28 protein-coding genes are annotated in these 23,579 nt (G+C 63.4%); 20 read left to right on the top strand and 8 right to left on the bottom strand.

Annotated features, from left to right (window positions below):
• The first annotated feature begins 99 nt into the window (after positions 1–99).
• From IEV75_RS00740 to IEV75_RS00725, 4 genes are all read left to right on the top strand, one after another.
• Positions 100–1,842, top strand: a complete 1,743-nt coding sequence (locus tag IEV75_RS00740) for a M28 family metallopeptidase (RefSeq protein WP_188450632.1) — start codon at positions 100–102, stop codon at positions 1,840–1,842.
• Positions 1,843–1,969: 127 nt separating this feature from the next.
• Positions 1,970–2,917 (top strand): EamA family transporter RarD, encoded by a 948-nt coding sequence (gene rarD, locus IEV75_RS00735; protein WP_188450631.1) that lies wholly within the window; start codon positions 1,970–1,972, stop codon positions 2,915–2,917.
• Positions 2,918–3,889 carry an alpha/beta fold hydrolase gene (locus IEV75_RS00730; RefSeq protein ID WP_233351704.1) on the top strand — a complete coding sequence of 324 codons (972 nt, stop codon included), beginning with the start codon at positions 2,918–2,920 and terminating at the stop codon, positions 3,887–3,889.
• Entirely contained in the window at positions 3,889–5,037 is a 1,149-nt protein-coding gene (locus tag IEV75_RS00725; protein ID WP_188450630.1) for an acyltransferase family protein, read from the top strand. Before IEV75_RS00730 ends, IEV75_RS00725 begins: the two co-directional genes overlap by 1 nt.
• Here IEV75_RS00725 and IEV75_RS00720 read toward each other — a convergent pair.
• The 3 genes from IEV75_RS00720 to IEV75_RS00710 are packed head-to-tail and all read right to left on the bottom strand — an operon-like array spanning position 5,034 to position 6,456.
• A complete protein-coding gene (locus IEV75_RS00720) occupies positions 5,034–5,357 on the bottom strand; it encodes a type II toxin-antitoxin system PemK/MazF family toxin (protein ID WP_188450629.1) in 324 nt (107 codons plus the stop codon). The two genes, IEV75_RS00725 and IEV75_RS00720, sit on opposite strands and share 4 nt — an antisense overlap.
• A 4-nt stretch (positions 5,358–5,361) precedes the next feature.
• Positions 5,362–5,571 carry an antitoxin MazE family protein gene (locus IEV75_RS00715; protein ID WP_188450628.1) on the bottom strand — a complete coding sequence of 70 codons (210 nt, stop codon included), beginning with the start codon at positions 5,569–5,571 and terminating at the stop codon, positions 5,362–5,364.
• A 54-nt stretch (positions 5,572–5,625) separates the two neighbouring features.
• Complete coding sequence (locus tag IEV75_RS00710; protein WP_188450627.1) at positions 5,626–6,456, bottom strand: enoyl-ACP reductase FabI; 831 nt, start codon at positions 6,454–6,456, stop codon at positions 5,626–5,628.
• Between the two features lie 255 nt (positions 6,457–6,711).
• Between IEV75_RS00710 and IEV75_RS00705 the strand changes: the two genes are divergently transcribed.
• Both IEV75_RS00705 and IEV75_RS00700 read left to right on the top strand, forming a co-directional pair.
• Positions 6,712–7,641: an acyl-CoA desaturase gene (locus tag IEV75_RS00705; protein ID WP_233351703.1), complete on the top strand. Its 930-nt coding sequence runs from the start codon at positions 6,712–6,714 to the stop codon at positions 7,639–7,641.
• Positions 7,642–7,755: 114 nt separating this feature from the next.
• Positions 7,756–8,253, top strand: coding sequence for a DinB family protein (locus IEV75_RS00700; protein WP_188450626.1), 498 nt, complete (start codon positions 7,756–7,758; stop codon positions 8,251–8,253).
• On the opposite strand, the gene IEV75_RS00695 is transcribed toward IEV75_RS00700, so the two are convergent.
• Positions 8,229–8,645 carry a DUF1499 domain-containing protein gene (locus IEV75_RS00695; protein WP_188450625.1) on the bottom strand — a complete coding sequence of 139 codons (417 nt, stop codon included), beginning with the start codon at positions 8,643–8,645 and terminating at the stop codon, positions 8,229–8,231. The genes IEV75_RS00700 and IEV75_RS00695 overlap by 25 nt on opposite strands.
• A gap of 133 nt (positions 8,646–8,778) precedes the next feature.
• On the opposite strand from IEV75_RS00695, the gene IEV75_RS00690 reads away from it, so the two are divergent.
• The 3 genes from IEV75_RS00690 to IEV75_RS00680 are packed head-to-tail and all read left to right on the top strand — an operon-like array spanning position 8,779 to position 12,396.
• Entirely contained in the window at positions 8,779–9,726 is a 948-nt protein-coding gene (locus tag IEV75_RS00690; RefSeq protein ID WP_188450624.1) for an ABC transporter ATP-binding protein, read from the top strand.
• A 3-nt stretch (positions 9,727–9,729) separates the two neighbouring features.
• Positions 9,730–11,202 carry an ABC transporter permease gene (locus IEV75_RS00685; protein ID WP_188450623.1) on the top strand — a complete coding sequence of 491 codons (1,473 nt, stop codon included), beginning with the start codon at positions 9,730–9,732 and terminating at the stop codon, positions 11,200–11,202.
• A 6-nt stretch (positions 11,203–11,208) separates the two neighbouring features.
• Positions 11,209–12,396, top strand: coding sequence for an LL-diaminopimelate aminotransferase (locus IEV75_RS00680; RefSeq protein WP_188450622.1), 1,188 nt, complete (start codon positions 11,209–11,211; stop codon positions 12,394–12,396).
• 78 nt (positions 12,397–12,474) lie between these two features.
• Here the strand turns inward: IEV75_RS00680 and IEV75_RS00675 are convergent, their stop codons facing one another.
• Both IEV75_RS00675 and IEV75_RS00670 read right to left on the bottom strand, forming a co-directional pair.
• Complete coding sequence (locus IEV75_RS00675) at positions 12,475–14,550, bottom strand: M3 family metallopeptidase (protein ID WP_373290494.1); 2,076 nt, start codon at positions 14,548–14,550, stop codon at positions 12,475–12,477.
• A 371-nt stretch (positions 14,551–14,921) separates the two neighbouring features.
• Complete coding sequence (locus IEV75_RS00670; protein WP_127568954.1) at positions 14,922–15,134, bottom strand: cold-shock protein; 213 nt, start codon at positions 15,132–15,134, stop codon at positions 14,922–14,924.
• Positions 15,135–15,399: 265 nt separating this feature from the next.
• Between IEV75_RS00670 and IEV75_RS00665 the strand changes: the two genes are divergently transcribed.
• Positions 15,400–15,699: a hypothetical protein gene (locus IEV75_RS00665; protein ID WP_188450621.1), complete on the top strand. Its 300-nt coding sequence runs from the start codon at positions 15,400–15,402 to the stop codon at positions 15,697–15,699.
• On the opposite strand, the gene IEV75_RS00660 is transcribed toward IEV75_RS00665, so the two are convergent.
• Complete coding sequence (locus IEV75_RS00660) at positions 15,696–16,025, bottom strand: ArsR/SmtB family transcription factor (RefSeq protein ID WP_188450620.1); 330 nt, start codon at positions 16,023–16,025, stop codon at positions 15,696–15,698. The two genes, IEV75_RS00665 and IEV75_RS00660, sit on opposite strands and share 4 nt — an antisense overlap.
• Positions 16,026–16,094: 69 nt before the next feature.
• Between IEV75_RS00660 and IEV75_RS00655 the strand changes: the two genes are divergently transcribed.
• On the top strand, positions 16,095–16,544 hold the full coding sequence (locus tag IEV75_RS00655; RefSeq protein ID WP_188450923.1) for an SRPBCC family protein: 450 nt from the start codon (positions 16,095–16,097) through the stop codon (positions 16,542–16,544).
• A gap of 7 nt (positions 16,545–16,551) precedes the next feature.
• Here the strand turns inward: IEV75_RS00655 and IEV75_RS00650 are convergent, their stop codons facing one another.
• Entirely contained in the window at positions 16,552–17,322 is a 771-nt protein-coding gene (locus IEV75_RS00650) for a LytTR family DNA-binding domain-containing protein (RefSeq protein WP_188450619.1), read from the bottom strand.
• Between the two features lie 176 nt (positions 17,323–17,498).
• On the opposite strand from IEV75_RS00650, the gene IEV75_RS00645 reads away from it, so the two are divergent.
• The 9 genes from IEV75_RS00645 (at position 17,499) to IEV75_RS00605 (ending at position 23,567) form a co-directional block, all read left to right on the top strand.
• Positions 17,499–18,002, top strand: coding sequence for a DUF2141 domain-containing protein (locus tag IEV75_RS00645; protein WP_188450618.1), 504 nt, complete (start codon positions 17,499–17,501; stop codon positions 18,000–18,002).
• Positions 17,999–18,388 (top strand): DUF2306 domain-containing protein, encoded by a 390-nt coding sequence (locus tag IEV75_RS00640; protein ID WP_188450617.1) that lies wholly within the window; start codon positions 17,999–18,001, stop codon positions 18,386–18,388. The genes IEV75_RS00645 and IEV75_RS00640 overlap by 4 nt, the downstream gene beginning before the upstream one ends.
• A 106-nt stretch (positions 18,389–18,494) precedes the next feature.
• A complete protein-coding gene (locus tag IEV75_RS00635; protein ID WP_188450616.1) occupies positions 18,495–19,049 on the top strand; it encodes a hypothetical protein in 555 nt (184 codons plus the stop codon).
• Positions 19,050–19,151: 102 nt separating this feature from the next.
• The gene (locus IEV75_RS00630) at positions 19,152–20,414 is read left to right on the top strand and encodes an MFS transporter (RefSeq protein WP_188450615.1); all 1,263 of its coding nucleotides are present in this window, start codon (positions 19,152–19,154) and stop codon (positions 20,412–20,414) included.
• Complete coding sequence (locus tag IEV75_RS00625) at positions 20,411–20,692, top strand: hypothetical protein (RefSeq protein ID WP_188450614.1); 282 nt, start codon at positions 20,411–20,413, stop codon at positions 20,690–20,692. The genes IEV75_RS00630 and IEV75_RS00625 overlap by 4 nt, the downstream gene beginning before the upstream one ends.
• 118 nt (positions 20,693–20,810) lie before the next feature.
• A complete protein-coding gene (sucC, locus tag IEV75_RS00620; protein WP_188450613.1) occupies positions 20,811–22,004 on the top strand; it encodes an ADP-forming succinate--CoA ligase subunit beta in 1,194 nt (397 codons plus the stop codon).
• Between the two features lie 139 nt (positions 22,005–22,143).
• Positions 22,144–22,827: a hypothetical protein gene (locus tag IEV75_RS00615; protein ID WP_188450612.1), complete on the top strand. Its 684-nt coding sequence runs from the start codon at positions 22,144–22,146 to the stop codon at positions 22,825–22,827.
• A gap of 55 nt (positions 22,828–22,882) precedes the next feature.
• Positions 22,883–23,167 carry a DUF6364 family protein gene (locus tag IEV75_RS00610; RefSeq protein ID WP_188450611.1) on the top strand — a complete coding sequence of 95 codons (285 nt, stop codon included), beginning with the start codon at positions 22,883–22,885 and terminating at the stop codon, positions 23,165–23,167.
• Positions 23,148–23,567 carry a PIN domain-containing protein gene (locus tag IEV75_RS00605; RefSeq protein ID WP_188450610.1) on the top strand — a complete coding sequence of 140 codons (420 nt, stop codon included), beginning with the start codon at positions 23,148–23,150 and terminating at the stop codon, positions 23,565–23,567. Before IEV75_RS00610 ends, IEV75_RS00605 begins: the two co-directional genes overlap by 20 nt.
• Positions 23,568–23,579: the final 12 nt, after the last annotated feature.

Raw genomic sequence — 23,579 nt, 5'->3', positions numbered from 1 at the left:
AAGCCCGTCCTGTCGAGTACCGGCAATGCAGGCTTGGACCTTTACGCCAGACAGGGCATGCTGGCCAAAAATCCGCTAAACCCTTGGGAGGGCGTTATAATGTTACGTTTGTGGACCCTGACAGCGGCCGCCGCGCTGCTGGCAGCTTGCAGTGAACCCGTCAGTGATGAGCCTGCCGCACCGGCCGGGGCGCCCGCCGGGGAAAGCGCTCCGGAAACATCTGCCGAGCCCTCCGCCGATGCGGGAGACTGGCCACCAGCCGGCGATACCAGCGCGCAGATCACACAGGACGACCTGCATTTCCGCATCGCGACGCTTGCCGATGACCGTTTCGAGGGCCGCGCGCCGGCCGCTGAAGCCGGTGAACGCGCAGCACAATGGATTGCCGACGAGCTGGCGCGTGTAGGCGTGCAACCGGCCGGTACCGAGGGCTGGTACCAGCCCGTACCGCTGATCGAGGCAACGCTGGATGAAGAGCGTTCGCGCCTGGACATCTCCGTCAATGGCGAACCCATGGGCATGACGATGGGACAGGACGTTGTCTACTGGAGCCAGAACCCGGAAGAGCATGTCGCCATCGCCGATACCGAGCTGGTGTTTGTCGGCTATGGCGTCGTGGCGCCGGAATATGGCTGGAACGACTATGAGGGGCTTGATGTCGAGGGCAAGACGGTGGTCATTCTCGTCAATGATCCCGGCTATGCCCAGCCCAATGCCGGCCGCTTCAATGGCGAGGCGATGACCTATTACGGGCGCTGGACATACAAGTATGAGGAGGCGGGCCGTCAGGGCGCGGCCGGTGCCATTATCGTCCACCAGACCGAACCGGCCAGCTATGGCTGGGACACGGTGGTTGCCTCATGGACGGGCCCGCAGTTCACGCTCGACATGCCGCCATCCGATCTGGTGCCGGTGCAGGGCTGGATCCACCTTGATGCCGCGCGCGCGCTGTTTGCCGCCACGGGCCATGACTTCGACACCCTGGCTGAAGCAGCGGCAGAACCGGACTTCACGCCGGTCGCGCTGGAGGGCGCGGCAATGAGCGCCGAACTGCACACCAGCCTGCGCCGCCTGACGTCCAACAATGTCATCGGCATGGTCGAAGGGGCCGAAGCACCGGACGAGTATGTCCTGCTGATGGCGCACTGGGATCATCTGGGCGTGCGGCTCAACTTTTCGGCAGAGAACAATATCTATAATGGCGCGGTCGATAACGCGACCGGCACCGCCGCCATCATGGAAATGATGGAAGCCTTTGCGCTGGGCGAGCAGCCGCGCCGCTCGATCCTCTTTGTTGCCGTGACGGCCGAGGAGTCAGGCCTGCTGGGCTCGGCCTGGTTCGGAGCCAACCCGACCGTGCCGCTCAATTCCATCGTGGCCGGCCTCAATATCGATGGCGAACTCCCCGTTGGCCGCACTGAAGATGTCGTGGTTGTGGGCTACGGAGCGTCGGAGATCGAGGACATTCTGCGCGAAGAAGCCGAAGCCCAGGGTGGACGCTATCTCACACCCGATCCCAACCCGGAAGCGGGTTATTTCTACCGCTCCGACCATGTCAGCCTGGCACGCGTCGGCGTGCCCATGCTGTATGCCGGTGGCGGCTCGGTGCATGTCGAGCATGGCCGCGAATATGTGGAGACGGCGGCACTGGCCTACCGCATGAACCGCTACCACCAGCCTGCCGACGAATATAACCCGGACTGGGATCTGTCCGGCCTGGAGGAGGATACACGCCTGCTCTACACCGTCGCGCGCCGCATCGCCGACAGTGATGAATGGCCGAACTGGTATGAGGGCAATGAGTTCCGCGGCCTTCGCGACGCCATGATGGAAAACCGCTAGGCACCTTGTCTGGCCTTGCGTGCAACCGGCCCCGCTCCACCCGGAGCGGGGCCTTTGCTTGCCCGTACTGCATCTGACGCAAGAAACAGAATGACTTTGAGGTGCCAGCGGGAGTAAGAGCCCGGGCATGGCTGCCCCTGCTGATCCGTCCGCCGCTCCTGTTGCACCGCCACCTGATAGCGGACGTCTGGATGCCGGACGAGCAGGCGCGGCGGCCCTGTCGGCCTATGTGATCTGGGGGCTTTCAGCGGCCTTCTACAAATTCCTGGGCTTTGCCAGCGCCACCGAGATCGTGCTGCACCGGGCCGTATGGTCGGTGCCCCTGCTGGCGCTTCTGGTCTGGATGGCGGGCCGCGCGCCCACCGCCTGGCGGCTGATGACTGACAGGCGGGCCATGGCGATGCTGCTCTTCAGCGCGATCCTCATCGCGTCGAACTGGTGGGTGTTTGTCTGGGCGATCAATGCCGACCGCGTACTGGACGTATCGCTCGGCTATTTCATCAATCCGCTGATGAATGTGGCGGTTGGTGTGTTTATCGCAGGCGAGCGCTTCGGACGCTTGCGCATGGTGGCGGTGGGACTTGCCGTCATCGGCGTCATCAACCAGATCGTGGCCGTCGGCGAGATACCCTGGATCGGGCTGTTTCTCGCCGCCTCCTTCACCGCCTATGGCTATATCAGGAAGACGATCGCCACCGACGGCCGTGTCGGCCTGTTCTGGGAAACGCTGATCATCTCCCTGCCCTCGCTTGTGGCCCTGTTCTTCCTTGAAGCCTCCGGCGGAGGCGGCTCGTTTCTCGCCGCGCCGGGACAGGCCATACTGCTCATTCTCACCGGCCCGATGACGGTGGCGCCGCTGCTGCTCTTCATCATCGGGGCAAGGGGGCTGCACTTTGCCACGATCGGCCTGTTGCAATTCGTCGCCCCCACCTTGCAGTTCAGCGTCGGCATTATCTGGGGCGAGACATTCACCTTTGCTCACGCCATCACCTTTGCCTTCATCTGGGCGGGACTGGCCGTCTTCACCCTTGATCTTCTAAGCTCACGCCGACGCGCCATAGCGAGGGAGAGCTAGATGACCCACCCGTCCATGCCGCCCGCCCGCCGCATCAATGTGGGCCAGGTCACGCTGTCCGTTCACGAGGCGGGACCAGCCGGCGGCCTGCCCGTCCTGCTCCTGCATGGCTGGCCAGAGCTGGCCTTGTCATGGGCGGCGCAGATCGAGGCACTGGCCCGCGCAGGCTACCGGGTCATCGCGCCGGACAATCGCGGCTTTGGCGCATCGGATGCACCCCATCAGGTGGACGCCTACCATGTCGACCGGCTGACCGGCGACATTGCGGGCCTTCTAGATGCGCTTGGCATCGAGAAGGCGGTGATGGTGGGCCATGACTGGGGCGGCATATTGATGTGGCACGCGGCCTGTCTGATCCCGGAGCGCTTCCTGGGCGCGGTAGGGGTGAACACACCCCATTTGCCACGTGGATCGAAGCCGCCACTGGAGGTTTTCCGCGAACTGGGCGGGGACGAACACTATATCGTGCGCTTCCAGGACGAGGCCGCAGACAATCTGTTCACGGGCCGCGAAAGCGATTTCTTCGACTTCGTCTTCGGCGCGCCGCCTCCCTCGGCCGATCTGGAAAAGCTGCCGCCCTCCATCACCCATCTGCCAAAGCGCTTTGAGAACTTCGTCGCGCGCGGCGGGCTGAAATCAGAAGACGATGTGGTGGTACCAAAGCAGACACGCGCGCAATATGCCCGAATCTACGCGCAAACGGGATTCCGGGGCGGCATCAACTGGTACCGCAATTTCGATGCGAACTGGCAGCGCATGGGCGGTGTCGATCACCGGCTTTCCATGCCCTGCCTGATGATCTCTGCCGAATGCGACTTCATGCTGCCGCCAAAACTCACCGCATGGATGCCGGCCCTGTGCAAGGATCTGGAGATGCATGTCATCGAGGATATCGGCCACTGGACGCAGTATGAAGCTCCGGAGACCCTGAACGCCCATCTCCTCGACTGGCTGGGACGGCGGTTCGGCTGATGGACGCGCGGATCCCTTCCGCCCGCCGCCCCGATCTCGACGCCTTGCGCGTCTTCGCCTTCGCCATGCTGATCCTCTATCACACCGGCATGGGCTATGTGACGTGGGGCTGGCATGTCAAAAGCGCGTATGCGGGCACCACGCTGGAACTGCCCATGATGCTGATGAGCCCGTGGCGTCTGCCCCTGCTCTTCTTCATCTCGGGCGTGGCTATGGCCATGCTGGCAGGAAAGCTCGGCACGGGCCGCTTCATGCTGGAGCGCGTCTGGCGGCTCTTAGTGCCGCTGGTGTTCGGCATGGCGGTGATCGTGATGCCGCAGGCCTATTTCGAGCTTCGCACCAACGGCGAGATCGAACCCGGCATTCTCGCCTTCTGGCCGCACTATCTCGATTTTGGCAGCGCGTTCTCGATCGTCACACCCACGTGGAACCACTTCTGGTATGTCGTCTATATCCTCGTCTACGCGCTGATCCTGGCACCTGTCCTGCCCCATACACCCGCTTTGGCGCGTTTCAGGCTGGAGCGGGTGTGGCAAGGGCCTGCTGGGCCTGCCGCCTTCCTCGTCCTGCCCGTCCTGCCCCTCCTGCTGATCCGCTTCACGCTGGCTGACAGCTTTCCGGCGACCCACAATCTGGTGTGGGACTGGGCAACCCACGCCTACTCGCTGACTTTCGTGATCTTCGGTGTGCTGGCAGGCCGGTCACACGGCTTCTGGCAGGTAGCAGACCGGGCCGGACCGCTTGCGCTGGCCCTGACGCTGGCAGGCGCGGGCCTGCTGGTCTTCGCCTATCTCGATTTCGATGCCCGCTTTGCCAACCCTGTGGAAGCCACGCTCTGGCGCATCATGCGCCTTGCCTACGCCTGGTGGATGATTGTCACACTGATCTGGCTGGCAAGACGGCTCATACGCGCCGGTTCGGCCCTGCTCGCGCGGCTGAACGTGCTGATCTTCCCGGTCTTTATCGTCCACCAGACCATCACGGTCAGCGCGATCTACCTGATCACGGCGTGGAATATCCGCCTTGGCGGACCGGGCGAGTTTCTGCTCGTGGCCGCGATCACGCTGCTTGGCAGCTGGGCCATCGCAGAGGCCGCATCACGCATAGCGATCCTGCGGCCCCTGATGGGCATGAAATTCAGGCCCTAAGCAAAGCCCAGGAACACGGCAAGAGACCTGTTCACGCTCAATAGCGTGTCGGAATCGGCCTTGCCGATAATCTTGCCGACGCGCTCGCGGCGCACGCTCATCACCTTGTCGACCATGATCTGCGAGCGGGCCCGCAGCCCGTTCTCTTCTGACGGGTCAAGCGTGATCCGTAGCAATGGCGCATCCACGAGGGTCGAAGAAATGAGGGCGAGCGTGACGGTGGACGTCTGCGCGAAATAATCCGCCTGCAGCACGAGCGCGGGGCGCGGCTTGCCGAAATCGCCCGGCATGGCGACGATGACAATATCCCCGCGCTTCACCGCCCTAATGCTCGTCCAGGTCGGCGAGCGCCGCGTCGGCAAAGGCGCTGAGACCGGCATCAGCGCGGTCGGCATCTGCGGTGCGCGCGGCCTGTTCACGGCACGCGTCCTCAAAGCCCGGCTGGCGCGTATCCGGCACCCATATCTGCAAGGGACGCAAGCCCGCTGCCCGCAGGGCTTCGCGATGTTTGCTCACCCGTTCATTGATACCCATGACGCCCTCCGACCGTTACATGTAACATGCCGGAGGCCGGCTGTCGAACTCCGCCTAGCCTTCCTCGCCGATATCCGGCACGCCCACCGCGTGGAAGCCGGCATCCACGTGGAGCACTTCACCGGTGCACGAATGGCCAAGATCGGAGAGCAGGTAGAGCGCGGCCCCGGCGACACCCTCCATGCGGGTGTCCTCCTTGAGCATCGACCAGTCCTTGCCGGTCTTCATCAGCGTGCGGCCGCCCGAAATGCCAGCCATGGCGAGCGTGCGCATCGGGCCGGCCGAAATCGCATTCACGCGAATACCCAGAGGGCCGAGATCGCGCGCGATATAGCGGGTGGAGGCTTCCAGAGCCGCCTTGGCCACCCCCATCACATTGTAGTTGGGCACAACGCGTTCGGACCCCAGATAGGTCATGGAGATCATCGCGCCGCCGCCTTCCTCGCGGCTCGGCATCATCGCGCTGGCACGTTTGGCCGCGTCGACGAAGGAGAAGGCCGACACGTCCATGGCGCGCTTGAAGCCCTCACGCGTCGTGTTGTGGGTGAAGGAGCCCTGCAGCTCGTCCTTGCCCGCAAAGGCAATGGCGTGGACGAGGAAGTCCATCTTGCCCCACTTCTTCTTCAGGGCTTCAAAGCAGGCATCCATGGAGGCGTCATCGGTCACGTCGGCGGTGACCATGAAGGGCTCTCCGGGCAGGCTTTCCACCAGCGGGCGCACGCGCTTTTCCAGCTCCTCGCCCTGATAGGAGAAGGCGAGCTCTGCGCCCTGCGCAGCGAGCTGCTGGGCGATGCCCCAGGCAATCGAGTTCTTGTTGGCCACACCCATGACAAGCCCGCGCTTGCCCTTCATCAGATTGCCGGCCGGAAACACGCTGTCGCTCATGGGGAAATCCCTCCCGATATGTTGGCTGCGTCCGGCCGGTGATTCCGGGCCGGTGCAAGGCTGTTTCCCGTCGAATAGCGGATAGGGGCTGCGGCGTCGAGCCGCACGCATGTGAACTTTCCGGTCATAATGACGTCAATTTGATGGGGTCATGATGGCCAAACCGGCTGGTCAGAGGTGGCAGATCGTGCCAGCGTTTGCTCCGCAATTCGCACGCTTGTGCGGCCGGCCGCCCCTTAAAGTCGAGGTTTGAGTTTGACGAAAATTGTTGCCCGCCCCCGCTCCGAGGCCATCGAGAAAAGCTGGGGCAATCTGGACTGGACCAGCGTGTTTGCCGCGCTGATCTACCCGGCCATAGGTGTCATCGGGATGATTGGCGCCATTGTGCTTGGCCTGGCGCTTGAAGGCCTGAGTTTCCACTGGTGGTATGTGCCGCTGGCCATGGCGGTCGGCGCGGTGACCCTGGTGATCTGCAATTTCGGCATCGGTGTCCTGCACCGGATCTGGCAGCATCGCTCCGGCGAGCTGAAATGGCCCGCGCAGATGCTGACCGCCCTCAATTGCGTGATCGCGATGCAGGGCCGGTTCAAGGACTGGATCAACTACCACTCCCAGCACCACCGCCTGTCCGACAAGCCGGGCGACCCGCACAACCCGCATGAAAGCAAGGTGTGGGCATGGTTTGGCTGGATCATCTTCCGTGATCCCAATGATCTTCAGCGCCCTCTGGCCATGTGGCTGCGCGACATGCCGGGCGTGAAATGGGTCGATCACCACTATAACTGGCTGTCGCTTGTAGTACATCTGGTGATCCCGGCCCTGATCTATCTGGCCGTCTTCCTCTCGGGCGGATCGCTCCTGCTGACCTTCCTGCTCCATGCCGCCGCCGTCACGGCCCGCGGCGTGCAGTTTCACGCCACGACGCTGGGCGTGAACGTGTTCGGGCACCTGAAGACGCCTGCCTGGCTTGACTGGACGCTCGCCCTGCTCACAGGTGGCGAGGCCATTCACGACCACCATCACGAGCACCCGCAAAGCGCGCTGCACCTGCCGCGCAAGGGGCTTATCAACCGGGTGGTTGACTATAACGGCACGCTGCTTCTCCTGTTTGAAAAGCTCAAATGGGCGAGCGATCTGCGGATCGCGCCGCAATTTGCGGTCCAGCCTGCAATCACGCGCCAGTAATCCGGATCGGACCCTCCCGGCCTGCCATTGTGCGGGCCGGGATTTGACCGGACCATTCCTTGCTCTACACCTGATCGTCTGGGAGAAACGCTGTCAGCGAGGGAATACAGAGCCGTGCACGATCATTTCCGCCGATTTGCCGCCTATAATGCATGGGCCAATGCCCGGCTTTACGACGCGGCGACCGCGCTGAAAGACACCGAGCGCAAGAAGGATGTGAAGGCCTATTTCCGCAGCCTCCACGGCACGCTCAACCACCTGCTGGTGGCGGACCGGATCTGGCTCTACCGGCTGACCGGCGAAGGCGAGGCTCCTGCCCGTCTCGACACCATTCTCTACGAAAATTTCGGTGATCTGCGCGCCGCCCGCGAGGCGGAGGACCAGCGGCTGATGACCTATGTCACCGGCCTGGACTCTGCCGATTTTGCGACCGTGATCCGTTATGGAAACACGCGCGGCGAGGCCAAGGAATTGCCGCTGGGCGTGATCCTGGCGCATCTGTTCAACCACCAGACCCATCATCGCGGCCAGGCCAGCCACATATTGCGCCAGCTGGGCGTCACCGAGCCGCCGTCGCTGGACCTTCTTTATTTCGCCTTGCCCGCTGCATAGAAGGCATCCAGCCAGCGGCGCACGCGTTTGCGGTTTACACCAAAGTCGTAATAGCCGATCAGTGCGCGCGAATATATGGCCAGGGCGGCCATGCCTGGCCCGGCATCCATCGCTTCGATTGTGATCTTGTCCGTGAAGCCGAACACTGCGCTTTTCTGTTCAAGCTCCAGCTGGGCGCCCGCCTCGCGGACAATTCGCGTCCGCGGCGCATCCAGCGCAATGGCCTTGAAGCACGCCAGAGCATCGGCCTGCGCCAAGGCAATCCCGGCCGTGCGTTCATGGGGCTCGGCCCCGGCTTCAAAGCCTTCCGGCAGGGCCAGATACCAGCGCGGCTGGCGCGGCGGTGTCAGGGTTGAAAAATCCAGTGGACATCCTTCTGCTGCGGGGCTCATGCCTGCTCTCCTGACATTAAATCGGTGTTAGACGTCGCTATTTCGGGCTGACCGGGATGACAGGCCGGAACGGGCACCCTAAACACGGTTCAACATAGTGTGATTTCCCGCCAGACAACCGGATTTTTCGACGATGACAATGCCTGCCCTGGACGTAAGCGGACTGACCAAGACCTTCTCCGGCTTTCCCGCGGTCAGGGATGTCAGCTTCAGCGTGCCTGCCGGTTCCATCACAGGCTTTCTCGGCCCCAATGGCGCAGGCAAGACGACCACGCTGCGCATGGCGCTGGGTATTATCCGCCCCGATGCGGGCAGTGCGAAACTGTTCGGTCAGCCGCCCACCCTGCGGGCGCTCGACCGCGTCGGCTTCCTGCCTGAGGAACGCGGCGTCTACCGCAAGATGACCGCCGAGCAGGTCATCGCCCTGTTCGCCCGCCTGAAAGGCGTTCCGGCAGCCGAAGCCAGGCGCCGGGCCGCGGCGGCTCTCGAACGTTTCGGGCTGGCCGCCAGCGCCGGCAAGAAGGTCAAGGAATTGTCCAAGGGCATGGCCCAGAAGGTCCAGATCATCGCGGCCATCATCCACGAACCCGATTTCATCATTCTCGACGAGCCGTTCTCGGGACTCGATCCGGTCAATCAGGCCATGCTGGAAGATGTGATCCTCGAACAGGCTGCCGCCGGCCGGACCATACTCTTCTCCACCCATGTCATGGCGCAGGCCGAGCGCATTTGTGACCGCATTGTCCTGATGGCGCGAGGGCAGAAAATCTTTGATGGCAAGGTGGATGAGGCGCTGGCCGTCGTGCCGCGCCTTGTCACCATCGGTGTTGATTCAGACGACGATATCAGCGCCCTGCTCTCGCGCTTCGGCGAGGTTACACGCCTTGAGAAGGACGTGGACGGGGTCACGCTCTGGCAGGTCGCACTGGCTGCCGGCATCGATCCCCAGCATGTTCTGCGTGCCTGCGTCGAGGCGGGCGTGCGCCTGACCCGGTTCGAGCCGGTCCGCCCCCATCTTCATGATGCCTTTGTCCGGCTGGTATCGGCCAGTGACCCCCTTCAGCCTGTGGAAGGCCAGTAAGCCATGCGCGCCATCTATCTTATCGCCCGCCGCGAATACCTGTCCTATGTGGCGACCTGGGGCTTCTGGCTGTCGCTCGCCTCGGTGCCGCTTTTCATGCTCATCGGCGCGTCGATCCCGGCGCTTGTCCAGTCGGCGCAGCCTGTGCGCCATTACGTCATCATTGACGAGACCAATACTGGTCTTGATGACGTGATCCAGGCATCCATCGAGCGGGAACGGCGCGAGCAGACGCGCGCCGCCCTGGAGGCGGCCGCTGCCGTGTCGGCAGATGCCGCAACACGCGAACGCGCGCTGGCGGCATTTGATGCCGATCCGCTCGGCCTGGACGGGCTGGACGACGCGCTGGAAATCCTCGGCATGCAGGGCAGCGCCGACATGATCGCGGCGGGCACCGGACGCCTGATACGGCTGGACGCACCGGCCCGCACGCTGGAAGGGTTGCGGCCCTATCTGCTGGGCGAGCGTCAGGTGGCAACGCCGGACGGTCCGCGCAGCCTGTTCGCCGCCGTGTTCATCAGCCAGGAGGCCGGTTCCGACCTGCCGCTGATCAACTACTACTCCACCAATGTTACCGAGCAGAGCCTGTCGGGCGCAGCCCGGCGCGCCCTGCGCGACCACGTCCGCGAACAGGCTCTTGCCGAACGCGGGCTGGACCCTGCCGAGATCCGCGAACTGTCTTCGCTTGAGCCGGAAATCCGCAATTTCAATCCCGCCACCGTCGATGACAGCGAGGTAGGCGCGGCCGACTGGGCGCCCTTCATCGTGGCAATAGTCCTTGCGATCATGCTGTGGACCGCGATCTTCTCGGTCGCCAACATGCTGCTGACCAGCCTGATCGAGGAGAAGGGCGGCAAGATCATCGAGCTGCTGCTGTCTACCGTGCGGGTGCGCGACCTGCTGGTCGGCAAGCTTCTGGGTGTCGCGGCCGTATCCTTCACCCTGTTCGCCGTGTGGGGACTGATCGGCACGACGGTGATGCTGCTGGCGGGCACCTTCCTGCAGGGAATCGACCCGGAGCTGGCCGGCCTGATCGGCGAAGCGGTACAACCCGGCCTCTTCCTGGCGGCACTGGGCTATTTCATGGTCGGCTATCTGATGTATGGCGCCATCTTCCTCGCGCTCGGCTCGCTCTGCGAAACGCTGCATGATGCCCAGACGCTGATGAGTCCGCTCATTCTGGTGCTGATGCTGCCCCTGATGATCCTGGTCTTTGCCATGCGCTCCATCGATTCGGTGGCGGTCCAGATCGTGTCCTGGGTACCCATCTGGACGCCCTTCATCATGATTGCGCGCCTGCCGTCCGACCCGCCCCTGTGGGAGATAGCCGGCACCACCGCGGTCATGCTGCTCACCTTGTTCCTGGTGCTCTGGGGCGCCGCATCGGTCTTCCAGCAAGGCGCGCTCGGCCACGCCAATGCCGATTCCGTAAAACGGATATTTTCACGCAAGAAGCCTGTCAGGGACGAGGAATAGGCGGCCATGGGCCAGACCGGAAACGATCCTTTCTACCGCGAACGCCGCCTGCCGCCTTATGTCTTTGCCGAAGTGAACCGGATGAAGGCCGCCTGGCGCAAGGAAGGCCGCGACATCATCGATTTTGGCATGGGCAATCCTGATCTCGCGCCTGCGCCGCATATCGTGGAAAAGCTCAAAGAGGTGGCGGGCGACCCGCGCGCCCACCGCTATTCAGCAAGCCAGGGCGTGCCCGCCCTGCGCCGGGCCTTCACCCGATATTACGAGCGCCGCTTTGATGTAGGCCTGAACCCGGAAACGGAAGTCTGCGTGACGCTGGGCTCGAAGGAGGGGCTGGCCAATCTGGCGCAGGCCATTACAGCGCCGGGCGATGTCATTATCGTGCCGGACCCCTCCTACCCCATTCACATGTTCGGCTTCATCATTGCGGGCGCGGCAGTGCGGGCAGTCAGCTTCAGCTCGCCTGAACAATTCCTCGCCGATGCGGTGACAGCGTGCAGGCGCTCAGTGCCCGCGCCGTCCGCCATGGTGCTGAACTTCCCCTCCAACCCGACCGCCCAAGTGGTCGATCTGGATTTCTACCGCGAGGCGGTGAAGGTCGCGAAAGCTAACGATATCGTCCTCATCTCCGACCTCGCCTATTCGGAGATCTATTTCGACGGCAACCCGCCGCCCTCCATCCTGCAGGTCGAGGGCGCGCGCGAGGTGGCGGTGGAGTTCACCTCCATGTCGAAAACCTACTCCATGCCGGGCTGGAGGATCGGGTTTGCGGCCGGGTCCGCCCGTCTGATAGCGGCTCTGAAACGGGTGAAATCCTATCTCGATTACGGCGCCTTCACGCCGGTCCAGATCGCGGCTGTCGCCGCGCTGGACGGTCCTCAGGACCATGTCGCCTTCGCCCGCGAGACCTATCAGAAGCGCCGCGACGTGCTGGTGGAAAGCTTTGGCCGGGCAGGCTTCGACATCCCGTCACCGCCCGCCACCATGTTTGCCTGGGCACCCATACCGGAGCGATTTGCCCATATGGGCTCGGTAGAGTTCGCCAAGGACTTGCTGGACAAGACCGGCGTGGCCGTTGCCCCGGGCCTCGGCTTTGGCGAGCGCGGCGACACCCATATCCGTCTGGCGCTGGTCGAGAACGAGCAGCGCATCCGCCAGGCGGCGCGCAATCTGAAGGGCTATTTCAGCGCCTAGAAACACGGCGGCCGCTCACGAAAAAGGCGCGCCCCGAAACCGGAGCGCGCCCTTCCCATTCAACAGGCAGAAGCTGGCCTAGCCTTCGACCTCGGTCAGCAGGCCCCGGTTGCGAAGCAGCGGCTCCACCGAAGGCTCCCGCCCGCGGAAGCCGGTATAGAGCTCCATGGCCGGACGGGTATTGCCGCCGGAGAACACCTCATAGAGGCGCTGCGAGGCTTCGGGATCGAAAATGTCACCGGCTTCCTCGAAGACCGCAAACCCGTCATTGTCGAGCACGCCCGCCCACAGATAGCTGTAATAGCCGGCTGCATAGCCCTCACCGGAGAAGCTGTGCAGGAAGTGGGTTGAGCGGTGACGCATCGGGATCTGGCGCAGATTCTGGCGGCTTTCGAGAACTTCAGCTTCGAACGCTTCCACGTCGATCTCCGACGGGTTTTCTTCCAGGTGGAAGGCCATGTCCACAAAGCCGGAATTGAGGAATTCGACATTCTCGAACCCGGCATTGAAGGTCTGGGCTTCCAGCACCCGCTCCAGCAATTCCACAGGCATCGGTTCGCCGGTCTCATAGTGGGTAGCATAGGTCTCGAGAATTTCCGGCTGGGCCAGCCAGTGCTCGAGAATCTGCGCATGGAATTCGACAAAGTCGCGGTCCACCGATGTGCCCGCCAAGGACGGATACTCGGTATTGGACAGGATGCCATGCAGGCCGTGGCCGAGCTCATGGAAGAGCGTCGTCGCATCGGTGAAGGAGATCAGCGCAGGCTCGCCCTCCGCCGGCCGGTTGTAGTTGCAATTGTTCAGGATCAGCGGAATTTCGCCGGTAATCCCGTTCTGGGCCCGGAACGAGCTCATCCAGGCGCCGGAACGCTTGCCCTGGCGGGCGAAATAGTCGCCGTAGAACAGGGCGATCACATCACCTTCGGCGTTATGGACTTCCCAGACGCGAACATCGGGATGATAGACCGGAATGTCGTTGCGCTCGTGGAAGCTGATATTGAACAGGCGCCCGGCCGTGTAGAACATCGCGTCGATCATGCGGTCGAGCTCAAGATATTGGGCCACTTCGGCAGGATCGATGCTGTAACGCTCCTCGCGCACGCGCTGGGTATAGTAGCGCCAGTCCCAGCCCTCGGCTTCAAAATCGCCGCCTTCGGCATCGATCATGGCCTGAATGTCGGCCAGCTCTTCGAGCGCGCGCTGGCGGGCAGGCCACCAGACCTGTTCCATCAGGTCGATGGCCGCTTCGGGCGTTTCGGCCATCGTGCCGGCGGTGCGGTAATGCGCCCAGCTCTCAAAGCCCAGCAATTGCGCCTGTTCCTGGCGCAGCACCAGAATATCGCGGATCAGCTGGTTATTGTTGAACTCGTTATCGTTATTGCCGCGATTGTAGAAGCCGCGCCAGGCACGCTCGCGAAGCTCGCGATCAGGCGAGGTTTCAAGGAAGGGCTCCACGCTGGAACGGTCCAGCGTGATGATGGCCCCGTCCATGTCACGCGCACGGGCAGCGGCGCGCGCAGCACTCACCATGGAGGCGGGCAGGTCCTCCAGCGCGCCCTCCGGCAATTCCATGTACCAGCTCTCGCGGTCGCCCAGCTCGTTCTGGGAGAACTGCGTGTAGAGCGTGGCCAGCTCGGAACGGATTTCCGCATAGCGCGCGCGCTCCTCCTCGCCCAGCTGCGCACCGGCGCGCACAAACTGGTCATGGGTCACTTCCAGAAGGCGGGCCTGCTGCTCCGACAGGTCGAGATCGGCGCGGTTCTGGTAGAGCGTGTCGATGCGGGCAAACAGATCACCATTCAGCGTGATGGACGCGCTGTGGCGGGCCAGCATCGGGCTCACTTCGCGCTGGATGGCGCGCAGCTCGTCATTGGACGCAGAACTCGTCAGATTGCCGAACACGGCGGCAACCCGGCTAAGGCCACGGCCCGACATTTCCATGGCCAGCATGGTGTTTTCGAAGGTCGGCTCCTCGGGATTGCCGGCAATGGCGGCGATCTCGGCCGCATGATCGGCAATCGCGGCCTCAAACGCCGGCATGAAGTGTGCTTCGTTGATCTGGTCCAGCGGCGGTGCGCCGAAATTCTCGGTCCACTCCTCGGCAAACGGATTATTGTCCAGCGCGGCCAGCGCGCCGCCTTCCGCGGCAGGCATGGCAGCGGCATCAGCCGCCGCGTCAGAAGCGGACATTTCAGCTTCGCTTGTGCCGTTTTCTTCCGGTGCGGGGGCCGCAGGTGGCTGCTCGCAGGCTGCCAGCACCAGGGCTGCGGCGGCTGCGCCGTACATCAGACGATCAATCATATCCTCACCTTTGGTATGGTTCGTGGGGTTCAGTTCAGGAAATCGGCGGGCATCCTAGCGCTGTGCGCGGACAATTAAAGACATCGGCGCTGTTGGCGCACGAAGGTGTGATCACGTAATACTATTACATGTCAGTCTCGGGCACAAAAAAGCGCGGAAGGAAAACCCCTCCGCGCCATTTTTTGCCAATGCCCGCCCCTGATCAGGGAGCTTTGGGCGCAGCTTTAGTCGGCCAGTTGCAGATCAACCGCCTTCGGGCCCTTGCCGCGTGTGTCCGGCTCGGTCTCGAAAGACACGCGCTGGCCATCATTCAGGCCCGTCAGGCCAGCAGCCTGGACAGCCGTGATGTGCACGAACACGTCCTTGCCGCCATCATCCGGGGTGATGAAGCCGAATCCTTTGGTGGTATTGAAGAATTTGACAGTACCGGTCGTCATTTTCGGGGTAACCTTTCCCGTAGTGCTGCGCCGCGTCCGGCGCAAGAGTTCAGTCGCGTCCGGCGTCCCGGTCGCGGCGAACGGACTTGCAATGCGGGGAAGGCTGAAGGGGTAGGCGTTGTATCACGCGGGGTCTTCCAGTATTCCGCCGGGCCGAAACGGCCGCCCGTGCGGGTCTGTTATGCCGCAAAATCGCCTGCCCGGCAAGACAAGGCGATAGGCGCACTGGCGTTGAACCCGCCCGCAGGGATGCTAGCTTGCAGCCATGACCCGCCGTCCTTTCCTCTCCCGCACCCACCGCGCCCGCGCGGCACGCGCACGCCAGAACGCATCGGGTGATCCGGGCGGCAGCATGCGGCTCGCCGTTCTGGTGGCGCTGGTGCTGGTGGCACTGGCGGTTGCGGCCGGTTTCAGAGGCGAGGAAACCGCGCGCGGTGTCGGCGGCCTGGTCGCGCGGCTGGCCCCGCTGGCCGAGCCGCGCCTGTTCGGCGCTTCCATTCTTGAGCTTCTCGCCATTGCCGCCGTTATCGGCGTGTGCGCCCTCATCCTCTGGCGCAAACGCTAGTCTGTTCCTTCAAGATCGGATTTCAGCCGGTCCAGCAGGGTGACGGCCTGGTCTGCATGCGGTCCGATCCAGCGATCCTGGATATGCCGGATGGGCAGCGGGTTGAGATGGTTCCAGCGTTCGCGTCCCTTGCGCTGGACGATGATCAGATCAGCGCGCTCAAGCACTTTGAGATGCTGCATGACCGTACAGCGGTCGAGCGTATCAAAGCGCTCGCAAAGCTCGCCCGTCGTGCGCGGATTATCCTTCAGGCAGTCCAGCAACTCCCGCCGGATGCGGGACGCCAGAGCCTTGAAAACACGGTCCATTTTATCATCGCTTGACATGTTATATTTTTATAACATGATTTGGGCTCGTCAGGGCAACCTCAAAATCAGGACAGGTGCATCATGGATATGGAACTGAAATTCAGGGTCGGCGCACGCATCGCCCGGCCGGTCGCAGACGTGTTCGAGGCAGTGGTGAACCCCGATACGCTGTCGCGCTATTTTACCACTGGCGGCGCCAGGGGCCGGCTGGAAACCGGTGCGGTCGTCCACTGGTCGTTTCATGACTTTCCCGGCAGCTTCCCCGTCAATGTGGTGGAAGTCATCGACAATGAGCGCATCGTCTTCGACTGGGACGCCGACGAGCCCGATGCGCCCTACAAGACGCGCGTGACGATGAGTTTCGAGGCACTGGAGGACGGGCGCACGCTGGTGTCCGTGCAGGAAGAGGGCTGGCGCCAGACGGCGGAGGGCTTGAAGGCCTCCTACGGCAATTGCAGCGGCTGGATGCAGATGCTGTGCGCGCTGAAGGCCTGGACCGAACACGGCATCAATCTGCGCGAGGGCATGTTCAAGTAAGCGAAGATCAGAACCACCCTGCCTCGCGAAGCGCCGGATAATAGCTGCGGCTGACCGGCACTTCGCTGCCATCTTCGAGAATGAGCGTGCCGCGGCCATCGCCCTTGCGCGCATCGGCAACCGCGTCACGCGCCACCCACCATGAGCGGTGAACCTGCGCCCCGTTTAGGGCAGAACACGCGGCCACCGCGTCGGAGAGACGCATCAGGATCAGCGCTTCGCCCGCATCGGTGCGCACGCGCAGATAATGATCCTCCGCACTCATGGCGATCAGGCGCGCCCGGCGCAGGCGATGGGGCAGCTTGTCTGTCAGGGCGGCAGATGCCGTGGCAGCGGTATCGGCCGCACTGTGCGCGGCCGCGCGCAAAAGCTGCATATGGTCAGCCAGCCAGGCGATGCCGGTGACGAACGCACAGATAACCAGCACGAAAAACCAGGTTACCGGAAGAGCGGACCATACGACCCGTCCTTGCATGAGTATGTTAATGGTGAAAACCGCCGCCGTGACGGGAACGGAAATGCAAAACCCCGCCACAGCGTAGTGGGCCCAGTCCGGCAGGCCGGGGAACAGGCGTTGGGCCAGCGGACCGGCCGTCCAGCCGACAACAGCACCCAGCGCAATCAGCCCCACCCAGTAAACCCATACGCGCGGCCAGCCTACCTGGCCGGTGCCGTAAGGGCCAAGTATGGCGAGGAATGTACCGATCGCGACAATCCAGACGGCCCGCACCGACCACCGGCGCAACACGGTCTGCGCGTTTTCAGAAACCGGCAGCATTGCTCCTCCTGCCACTCACGAAACGTGAATGACAGGCATAGCGCCATTCACGAACAGGTCCAGTCAATCAGCGAAACGGCGCTGGAACCGGACAGGCTCTGCGGCAATGGCTCGGGTCAGCGGCACGCATCTGCGCCGCCTCTGACAGTCATGCAGCCACAGGGGATATTCCAGACATGTTGCACGGTTTCAAACACGCGCTCGCAGGCTTTGCCGGGTCCGTCGCACTGGCAGGCACGGTGATACTGCCTCTCTCTGCCAGCCTTGGCGGCTTCGCGGCATCGGCCCGGACCTCGCAAGAGACAGCAAGCTTGCGCGTCGAGCTGACCGGATTTGCCGATCAGACGGGAGACGTCTCCGTGGCGCTCTACGGCGATGCGCAAAGCTGGCTCGGCGAGGGTGCGGTTGCCAGTGCCAGTGTCCCGGTTGACGGCGCCAGCGTCACTGTCGTGTTCGACGGCCTGGCGCCCGGCCAGTACGCCGCCATTGCCTATCATGATGTGAACGCCAATGGAGAGCTGGATACCGGTGCCATGCGCATTCCCTCCGAGCCGATAGGCTATAGCGCAGGCGCGCGCGGCCGGTTCGGGCCGGCCCGCTTCGATGCGGCGGCGGTGACACTGGCGGCCGGTGAGGACCGCGTCGAATACATCCGCCTGTCCGGAGCGATGGTCCAATGAATATCGAAGCCTTCTTCCAGGCGCCCTGGCATGTCCAGCTTCACGCGGGAGCGGCCATTGCGGCCGTGCTGCTGGGGGCCGTCCAGCTGATCGCCCCGAAAGGCACGCTGCCCCACCGCCAGCTCGGCTATGTCTGGGTCGCGCTGATGCTGACCGTTGCCATCACAGCCATCTTCATCCGGTCGGGCGGGAGTTTCAGCTGGATCCACATTTTCGTGCCATTGACACTGATCGGGGTGGCCAGCCTTATCCTCGCGGCCCGCAAAGGACTGGTCGCCAGGCACCGCGGCACGGTCATGGGCCTTTATATCGGCGCGCTGATGATCCCCGGCGCGTTCAGCTTCCTGCCCGGACGGCTCATGCATACGGTGGTCACGGGCGGATAGCGCCGTTGCGCCAAAGCCATACCTGCCCCCCCGTGCTGTCCGTGCGGAGGGGTTCTGATTGCGCTGGACGTGCCCGGCATTATGATCTGGCGAAATGGGGGGATGGATGCGCGATCAACGCACGACGCAATTCTTGCGGCTGTATGCCGACGCAGGCGGGGAAGCATCTGGCCCCGGCGCGCACCCCATGGATTCCTGGTGTCCGCCCTGTCCTCCGCCACGCCGCCATGGCAGCACACCGATCGATGCCATTGTCGGCATAGCCGTTCGCCTCGGACTTGCTGCCGCGCTGTGGAGCTGGGCACGGGCCAATGCCCAGCCCGTACGCGACTGGAATGACTGGCACAGCTGGTTCCAGCCGGACCCGGGACTTGTCACGGCAGCCTCGGTCTGGTTCGGCGGCCTCGCCGACGCACAGGCCGCTGCCTTCCAGCTTGTCCTGTGGGGTACGCTTCTGCCGGTTGTGTTGCTGGCCGGATTTCTGACGCGGCTCGCGGGTCTCGGCGTGCTCCTGTGCGCGGCTTTCTTTACCATCGCCATCGAGCCGCAAGGGTGGAGCTTTGCGCTCGTCGCGGGCGCTCTTGGCCTTTATCTCGCCTTGCGGGGTGCCGGGCCGCTTTCGGTTGACTGGGGTGCCGCCCGCCTTACCCGGATGGGATAGCCGGGCCGCCCCTGCGCCCGCAGCCTTGAACCGGACGGGCGGGCGTGATGAGTTGGCATCCGTTCAGTTTCACGCTTCACACGCCCCCGGACTGCCCTGCCCATGCTGATTTACAGAAATGTCGGTGCCGTGCTTGGCGGCGCCCTGCTGCTTCAGATTTCTGTCGGCGTGCTCGGCGTGTCGCTGCCACTGGCGATGGCGGCCGCCGGATGGTCCGGATCGACAATCGGCCTTGTCGCCGCCGCCTACGGCGCAGGCTTCATGGCCGGGGCATGGATCGCGCCCGGATCGATCCGCCGCATCGGGCATATCCGCGCCTATGCGGCCTTTGCCGGACTGTCGGCTGCGCTGATACTCCTGCTTGCGCTGGAGTCCCACGTCATCTGGTGGCTGGCCGCCCGGTTCGGCTTTGGCGTGTGCACGGCTGGCCTGTTCGCGGTGGCCGAGAGCTGGATTGCTGACGCAACCCCTTCCCAGCGGCGCGGCGCGGTCATTTCCGCCTATCAGATCATCGGGCGCGCCGGATTGATCCTCGGCCCGTTCATCATCGCAATGTCGGGGCTTGAGCTGACCCAGAGCTTCATCGTCGCCGGGATATTCCTGGCACTGGCGCTGGTTCCGATGACCGTGACGCGCCGGGCCCAGCCCTCCATCCCGGACGGTGAACGCGCCCCGCCCTGGCGCGTGTTTGCCATAGCGCCCACCGCTGCGCTTGCCGCCTTCGCCGCCGGGCTGGTCAATTCGGGTCTTCTGGCTTTCGTGCCCATCTGGGCCGACAGTCTTGATCCGGCGCGGGCCACCGGCGCGGCCGCCCTTGTCATGGCCGTGATCTATGGCACCTCCATGGTCGTCCAGTGGCCGGTGGGGCGCATTTCAGACCGGCTCGACCGCCGGCTCGTGATCGCCGTCAGCGCAGGCCTGGCGGCCATTCTGGCCGGTCTTCTGGCTCTGTTCGTGATGCCGGGCCTTCTCTGGGGTGCGGTCATGGCCGGCGCCTGGGGCGCGGCCAGCCTGTGCTATTACGGCGTCGCCGTGGCGCACGCAGCCGACCGGGCAAAGGCCGAGGAATTACCGGCAATTGCTTCGGGCGTGCTGCTGCTCTGGGCTGCCGGATCCATGGTAGGGCCGCTGATCGCAGGCTTTGCCTATGAAAGCGTGCTCGGCAGCCGCGGGCTTTTCCTGGTTGGCGCAGCTGGCAATCTGGCCTTGTGCGTGTTCGCCCTTCTGCGATCGCGCGCACGCGTGGCCGTGCCCGAGGACGAGCGCGAGCCCTTCATCAATCTCATGGCCACATCGGCGCAACTGGCCGAGATCGATGCACCCGAAACAGACGATGCACCGCGCCGCACGGAGGACATGTCGTGATCATCGCCATCGTCCTTGGCACCATGATCGGCGTGGCGGCGGCATTCAGCTTGCGGCAGCGCCTCGCCACACTGGCCTTTCTGACCTGGATAGGCTGGCTTCTGGTGGGAACAGGCATTCCGGTGCTGGCTGGCCAGCTGGGCTTTCTGTGGCTGGCACAGGCGCCGGGAGACACACCCGCCCTTGCCGTCCCGCTGCTCGCTTCAGGGCTGGGTGCAGGCCTTGCCTGGGCCGCCTGCGTGGCTGGCCTGCGCCTGACTTACCGGCAATCACGATAGCCTACATGCCTTGCGTTGCACTGCGGCAAGGCAATGGTATAAGCCGACGCGACTCTTCTCCTGCGGCGGGCCGCTTTGCCGGTCCGCCCCTCCCCGGTAACTAGGTGAGTGCTGCCCCATGAACATCCACGAGCATCAGGCCAAGGCCGTCCTGAAAGCCTTTGGCGCCCCCGTAGCCGATGGCGTTGCCATTTTCTCTGCCGATGAGGCCGGCGCCGCCGCCGACAAGCTGCCCGGGCCGCTCTGGGTCGTGAAATCGCAGATCCATGCCGGCGGGCGCGGCAAGGGCAAGTTCAAGGAACTGCCCGCCGACGCCAAGGGCGGTGTGCGCCTCGCCTTCTCGCGCGATGAAGTGATCGCCCACGCCAAAGACATGCTCGGCAACACGCTCGTCACCCATCAGACCGGCCCCGCCGGCAAGCAGGTCAACCGGCTCTATATCGAGGACGGGGCCGATATCGAGACAGAGCTTTACCTCTCGCTTCTGGTCAATCGCGAGACCGGCCGGGTGGCCTTCGTGGTCTCCACCGAAGGCGGCATGGATATCGAGGCGGTCGCCGAAGAGACGCCCGAAAAAATCCTCACCATCAATATCGACCCGGAAACGGGGGTAACCTCGTCCGACGCCGGCAAGATCGCCGATGCGCTGGAGCTGAAAGGCGCCGCGCGCGAGGACATGCTGTCGCTCGCCCCCATCCTCTACCGGGCCTTCACCGAGAAGGATATGAGCCTTCTGGAGGTCAATCCGCTCATCGTGATGAAGGACGGGCATTTGCGCGTTCTGGACGCCAAGGTGTCCTTCGACGGTAATGCGCTGTTCCGGCACGACGATATCCGCGCCCTGCGCGACCTCACCGAAGAGGATGAAAAGGAAATCGAGGCGTCCAAATACGACCTCGCCTATGTGGCGCTCGACGGCAATATCGGCTGCATGGTGAACGGGGCAGGCCTTGCCATGGCCACGATGGACATCATCAAGCTCTATGGCGCAGAGCCCGCCAACTTCCTCGACGTGGGCGGCGGCGCCTCGAAGGAAAAAGTCACCCACGCCTTCAAGATCATCACCGCCGACAAGAACGTCAAAGGCATTCTGGTAAACATCTTTGGCGGCATCATGCGCTGCGATGTGATCGCCGAAGGCGTCGTCGCCGCGGTGAAGGAAGTGGGCCTGAAAGTGCCGCTGGTGGTACGCCTTGAAGGCACCAATGTCGATCTCGGCAAGAAAATCCTCAATGAGAGCGGGCTGGACATCACGTCTGCCGACGATCTCGACGACGCCGCCCAGAAAATCGTGAAGGCGGTGCAGGGGTAGGGGTCGGCCCCACCGTCCGTTGATCCTTTGATCCCGGGCCGCCCCATGGGGCGGCCCGGTTTCGTTTGAGATATTGCTTGCCAGTCCGGGCGGCCGGACGAATAACGTCGGTTTGTCTTGTTGTTTAAGGATGTCGCCTTTGTCGATTCTGTTCCGAACGCTTTTTCCTGCTCTGACCTTGACGCTCAGCGTCACCGCTTGCGACAGCCAGGATGAACGCCGGATGCGGTCCAGCCTGAACGGGCAACTCACCGCCCTGTGCAACAACGCACTGTTCGAATTTGGCGAGTTTCAGTCGCGGGCCGACAGGCTTGGGCTAAGCGCTGACGGCGGGGCGTACATGACCGATCCCGCTATCGACGCCGAACTCGTCGACGAGTCTTGGGTCGCATCCACCGGGCTGGGTTCCAGGACCACCATATGGCGCGGTCGCTTCGGGCCGGGCGAGATCAACTATCGCAGCATTGTGCAGGTGAACAGCTCCAGCAGATTCTCCGCGGGCGGTTACGAACGCCGGTCTTTCGAGATGGCCGACGTGTGTGTCGCCCACGCGCCGCATCTAACCCGCGCTGACGGTCAAGCATTGCGGAACCAGTACGGGCTGACGGCGGACGATATGTGGAGTGCGGCCCGCAATGCAAATGGCGACCCGGTGGCGACCAGCTACCGCCGGATCCTGTCGGTCTATCCGCGCGAATGGCATGAGATCGAGTTCATTGTGCCTGCCCAATCCGGCGAAACGGGCGTGACGATCGTGCGCCGGTACTTCATGCAGTCTGAAACACAGATCGGAGAGTCCTCCGCCCCTGATTTGCCCGATTGATCGCACCTGCTCCACAGGTTATGTGTAACACAGGATACGTGGAGCCACGAGTTTCGTGACCAAGAATCTCACACTGGCCATCGAGGATGAACTTCTCGACCGGGCGCGGATTATCGCCGCCATACGGCGCACCAGCGTCAATGCGATGGTGCGCGAGTTTCTCGAACGCGAGGTGAAGCGCGAGTCGTCGGTGGCAGCCCGCATGGAAAAGTGGAACGACCGGTTCAAGGCTTCGGACCAGAATTCCCAGCGGCGAGAGCGGCGGGTGAGTGGCGACAAGCCGACTTTCGACCGCGAGGAATTTTACGAGGAGGTGATGCGTGAGCGGGGCCTTCTTTGACACCAATCTCATCGTCTACGCTGCTGATACAGATTGCGAAGCTCCAGAGCGGCGCGATATGGCGCGCAGCCTGCTCCTCAACCGGGACGTGACCGTCTCTACTCAGGTGTTGATGGAGGTCTATTCCGTCTTGCGCCGGAAACTCGGCTATGCGGCCCAGGAGGCAGCGGACTGGGTACGCACCCTGAGGGATGAGACAGTTATCGTACCCGGCCCCGAAGACGTGATCTCCGCCATAGACATCTCCCACCGCTTCGAAATTTCTCATTGGGACGGTCTGATCCTGCAAGCCGCCGGCAAGGCCGGCCTCAATCTCGTCTACACCGAAGACCTCAATCACGGGCAGATGTATGGCCCGGTCAGGGTCTGCAATCCGTTCATCGAAGATTTCCTCGCCTAGACAAAAAGGGTC

It is taken from the genome of Glycocaulis albus (genome assembly GCF_014639075.1).
Lineage (GTDB): Bacteria > Pseudomonadota > Alphaproteobacteria > Caulobacterales > Maricaulaceae > Glycocaulis > Glycocaulis albus.
The sequence above is the reverse complement of the archived record's forward strand: the minus strand, read 5'-3'. Positions and strand labels throughout refer to the sequence as shown.